Annotated in this window: 3 protein-coding genes; 1 reads left to right on the top strand and 2 read right to left on the bottom strand. The window is 60.9% G+C overall.

Translation table 11 applies throughout. The features are described 5' to 3' along the window. Positions 1 to 246: 246 nt before the first annotated feature. Together WBV42_RS13290 and WBV42_RS13295 are read right to left on the bottom strand one after the other, a co-directional pair. Positions 247 to 1215 (bottom strand): hypothetical protein, encoded by a 969-nt coding sequence (locus WBV42_RS13290; RefSeq protein WP_423986451.1) that lies wholly within the window; start codon positions 1213 to 1215, stop codon positions 247 to 249. A gap of 151 nt (positions 1216 to 1366) precedes the next feature. Continuing rightward, a complete protein-coding gene (locus WBV42_RS13295; RefSeq protein WP_423986452.1) occupies positions 1367 to 2251 on the bottom strand; it encodes a glycoside hydrolase family 16 protein in 885 nt (294 codons plus the stop codon). A 277-nt stretch (positions 2252 to 2528) separates the two neighbouring features. Between WBV42_RS13295 and WBV42_RS13300 the strand changes: the two genes are divergently transcribed. Next, entirely contained in the window at positions 2529 to 2984 is a 456-nt protein-coding gene (locus WBV42_RS13300) for a methylated-DNA--[protein]-cysteine S-methyltransferase (RefSeq protein WP_423986453.1), read from the top strand. Positions 2985 to 3226 lie beyond the last annotated feature (242 nt).

Raw genomic sequence — 3226 nt, forward strand, 5'->3', positions numbered from 1 at the left:
GCGCCGGCTTCCAGCGGGACCTTCGGTCCCGCCCAGCTTGCGGGACTCCCGGCGAGTCCACTACCAAATTTCCGTCATATTCAGATTGCAGACCGCAAGGAACGGTCTCTGATGCGGACGGATTCGCCACTTTTGGGTTAGAGATTACTCCCTCACAGAAGGGAGTTCAACAGAATTGCGACCACGGCGACAACTGCTACACTGCCGTGAGATAATCCAACACCCCCAATTCAATCTCCCTCCGAACTACCGCGACCACGCCACCACGGACCCACCCATTGAATCGACCAGTTCGACGGCACCGAACTCGGCCAGACTGGAGACGAACGCGACGGTGCCCAACTTGCCGCCAGCGCCGGTGAACGAGGGGGCGACGGCGACGAAGACGATTCCGCAGAGCGTGCCCGCCAGCGCGACGTGTCCTTCGTGCCCCAGTCGGTCCGTGGTGGACATGCCGACGAAGGATGCACAGAATGCGACGGTGGCGAGCGTCGAACCCATGGCCGGAAAAGCGAGGGGGAACGCCACGCCCGCGACGAGGCCGACCAGTGCGGAGCCAACGACCGCGCCGAGTTCGAGGCGGACGCTCAGCACCACCGTGGCGATGGCGGCCAGTATCGCCACCGGGACGACGACCACGGCGTTCGACCACTGTGGAAGCGTCGCGGCGGCGTAGCTGGCGTCCGTGAACGTGGCCGTGGTGGCACAGCCGAACAGGGCGAGCGTGCCGAGTTTCCCGCCGAAGCCGTGGAACACCTCCGTCGTCGCGACGTACGCGAGGCCCGCGACCGTTCCGGCGAGGAGGAGGTAGTTGACGGACGGGAACAGCGCTGGCGACGCCATCCCGACGAACGACCCGCAGTAGGCCTGGACAGCGACTTCCGGTTTCCCGACGCCGACGAACAGACCGACGAGGGCGGACGCGACGACCGGCCCGAATCCGACCTGAACGCTGAGGAGGTAGGTGGCGACGCTCGCCACGAGGACCGCGGCCCAGTCGGCGACGTCCGACCGGGAGAATCCGGGGAGATTGGCGTCCCCGAACCCACGATCACGTCTGACGACGGTGGTAACCCCGCCCACGAGGACGATGCCGCCTTCGAGGGTGGTGACATCCACGGGAATATCGGCGGGGGAGAGAAACGCGCTCGCGAGCAGTGCAAACGGAGTCACGACCAACGCGAAAGAACCGGCGTCACGGACCAACTCGTCCATGGATACCACTGGTCGAAACGGATAGTAGTTAGTTGCGGTTTCTCCGCCGCAAACCTCGCCGCCTTCTTGCGATTTTACCGAATTATCATTCGGTTCGGAACGGTGACGGTCGGCGAAAAAATCGAGTCGGTGAGCCGTTCGATTCCGCCGTTCAGACCCAATCGTAGACGCGGATGTAGTCCACTTCCATGCGCTGGGGGAACTGCGTGCTGGCGTCGGGTGCACCGGGCCAGTTGCCGCCGACGGCGACGTTGAGCAGGAAGAAGAACGGGCCGTCGTCGAATACCCACTCGCGACCGGCGTTCTGTGCGTCGTACAGCGTGGTCACGAAGAACTGCTGGCCGTCCACGAAGAACTTGATCGCGTCGGGGTACCACGTCAACGTGAACGTGTGGTAGGCGTCCGAGAACCAGTTGCTCTGGCTGTATGAACCGCCGACACCGGCACCGCCGGAGTCGGGACCGTGGACGGTTCCGTGGACGGTGTCGGGGTCGGAACCGATGAGTTCCATGATGTCGATTTCGCCGCAGTCCGGCCAGCCGACCGAGCCGATGTCGGAGCCGAGCATCCAGATGGCGGGCCAGATACCCTGTCCGTAGGGGAGTTTGGCGCGTACGTCCACGCGGCCGTACTGTTTGTTGTACTTCCCTTGGGTGGTCATCCTGGCCGAAGTGTAGTCACAGCCGCCGTACTGCTCCTCGCGGGCCTCGATGACGAGGTGGCCGTTCTCGGTCCACGCGTTGTTGGCCCGATAGTATTCGAGTTCGTTGTTGCCCCAGCCATTGTTGTTGCCGGTCTCGAAGTTCCAGATACTGGTATCGAACTCGTCGCGCCAACTGAGCGTCCAGTCGTTGTTGTCGAACGATTCGGTGTGAATCATTCCCGGCCCCGCGCTCGCGGTCGAAGTGGCGAACGCGCCGCCACCGAGCGTGACCGCCGCCGCGCTCAGGAACTTTCGACGGTGAAAGCGGCCGCCGATTGGTTTGTCGTCCGTCGGTTTACCGTCCGTCAAATCGGATGCGTTATCGGAATCCATAGTTCTCACAGCATCGGTCGCTACCTCCTCCAACCACCACGAGTGGGAGGCTCCGGTAGTCCACCGATGGCACCTATTCTCATTCACTTTCAGTATTTAATTATTTTTTCTAGTGATAGTAATTATTTATGGGCAGATTGTTTTGGCCACTACAAGAAGAATCTTTAACAGGTTCGTCCCGACGATCAGTTTCAGTCCGTGGTGATCGGTTATACCGTCAGAAGGCGTTCGTAGCACACGGAGAAAAAGCCAGTCTCGAACGGCTATGACCCGATTCATGAACGTAGATATCTTCGAAACGACCATCGAAATCGACGACGGCCGAATCGCCGAATCGAGCGACGAGATTCGAAAACAGGTCGCCGAATACGAGTCCGGTGACCGCACGACCTTCGACCTTCAGGTCACGGTTCCGGAGGGAATGACCGGAGCAGTGATGAACGCGATGGACGCCATCCCGTACGGCGAGACGCGAACGTACGGCGACCTCGCCGCGGCGCTCGATACGACGCCCATCGCCATCGGACAGGCGTGTGCCCGGAACCCCGTCCCGCTGGTCGTCCCCTGCCATCGCGTCGTCGGGAGCGACGGCGCGTTGAAGGGCTACTCAGCGGCCGACGGAGTCACGACGAAACGACGTCTGCTGGACCTCGAAGCCGAGCGGAGTGGCCACCCACGGCAAACCCGACTAGCGACGCACGAGACACACGAAACACACGAAACACAGCAGTAATCTTTTCATAAACGACCGATACGGAGCGATACGGATACGATCCACTACGAGACGAGCGTCACGATAGGAGAGAGTGGCGGGGCGGGGATATGGGCTGGAGTGATGGCGCCAGACCAGGACCGTCCGTCAGGGGGATTCGGGACTACCTCGCCACATGGTACTCCTTAGCACAATATTATAAATGCTTTGTGGTGGTTTTAGAAATTAAAACAGTATTCGTCACCATTCATATCTGGAGTGAT

Source organism: Haladaptatus sp. (assembly GCF_049589095.1).
Taxonomy (GTDB): domain Archaea; phylum Halobacteriota; class Halobacteria; order Halobacteriales; family Haladaptataceae; genus Haladaptatus.